We start from the raw sequence: 1,348 nt of genomic DNA, 5'->3' as shown, positions 1-1,348 counted from the left end.
TTCGGATTATTGTATAGTTGATTGGAAAGAAGGTGGATTTGTGGGGTATATTGAAGGTATTAGCAGAAAGAGAAGAATCACTTTCCCTGAGTGTATAGATGAATATATAACTGATAACAACCCTGTAAGAGCAATAGAAGCTTTTGTTGATTCGTTGGATTTAGAGGAGTTGGGATTTAAAAACAAGGAAGATTTAAATACTGGCAGACCCGGATATAATCCTGCTGATATGCTCAAGTTGTTTTTATACGGATATCTCAATAGAATTGCATCTTCTAGGAGACTTGAAGCAGAAGCGAGAAGAAATATAGAATTAATGTGGTTACTTAGGAAGTTACAACCTGACTACAGGACAATTGCGGAGTTCAGAAAGCGGAATAAAGAAGCCATACAGAGAGTATTCCGCCAATTGGTGTCCTTATGCAAGGATTGGGATTTGTTTGGTATGGAAATAGTTGCAGTGGATGGTTCGAAGTTCAGGGCAAGTAACTCAAAAAAGAATAACTTCAACAAAAAGAGTCTTGAACGAAAAATCAAGTATATAGATAAGAAACTGCAGGAATACATGTCTGAGCTTGATCAAAACGATGGCAGTGAGGTAAGTAGCAGAGTGGCTGACAAGGAAGAAATCAGCAAGAGGATCAGGGAATTAAGGCACCGCAAAGAAACTTATGAAAATTATCAAAATGAGCTTAAAAACGATGGAAATACTGAAATATCAACCACTGATCCAGATGCAAGGCTAATGGTTACAAACAATAACGGGCTTAATGTCTGCTACAATATTCAAACCGCAGTAGACAGTAAACATAGCTTGGTAGTAGACTGCAATGTCATAAATAATCCAGCCGATCAGGGTCAATTAAGTGTAATGAGTGGTTGTGCAAAGGACATTTTTGGAGTAGATAGTATTAAAGCTTTAGCTGACAAAGGGTATTACAATGCGGACGACCTTAAGGAATGTGAGAAGAAAGGTATAGAAACGTATGTTCCAAAACAGGTTTTTGCAAATGCCACAGGGGAAAGGGACTTTTACCCTGATAAGTTTGTGTATGACAAAGAAAAGGATGTTTACATCTGCCCTGCTGGATATGAACTGATATGTACTAGAAAAAAAGCTTTGAGTGAAAAAACTAAGAATCTGAATTACAAAAATAACAACGCATGTAACAGATGTGAGTTTAAAAAACTATGCACAAAGAATAAAGAAGGCCGAACTATTACGAGGTCTATAGATCAAGAGTTCCTTGATACTGTTGATTATAGAACCAGTGAGAACAAGGAATTATACAGAATGCGCCAAACGATAGTGGAGCATCCATTTGGCACAATAAAAAGGGGATGGGGA

Annotated in this window: 1 protein-coding gene; it reads left to right on the top strand. The window is 37.4% G+C overall.

Features of this window, described 5'->3' with window-relative positions:
- Positions 1 to 40 precede the first annotated feature (40 nt).
- The coding region (locus DFR58_RS21595; protein ID WP_170138287.1) for an IS1182 family transposase at positions 41 to 1,348 on the top strand (1,308 nt) is incomplete at its 3' end.

Origin of the sequence: Anaerobacterium chartisolvens (genome assembly GCF_003337415.1) — a bacterium.
GTDB lineage: Bacteria > Bacillota > Clostridia > Acetivibrionales > DSM-27016 > Anaerobacterium > Anaerobacterium chartisolvens.
The sequence above is the reverse complement of the archived record's forward strand: the minus strand, read 5'-3'. Positions and strand labels throughout refer to the sequence as shown.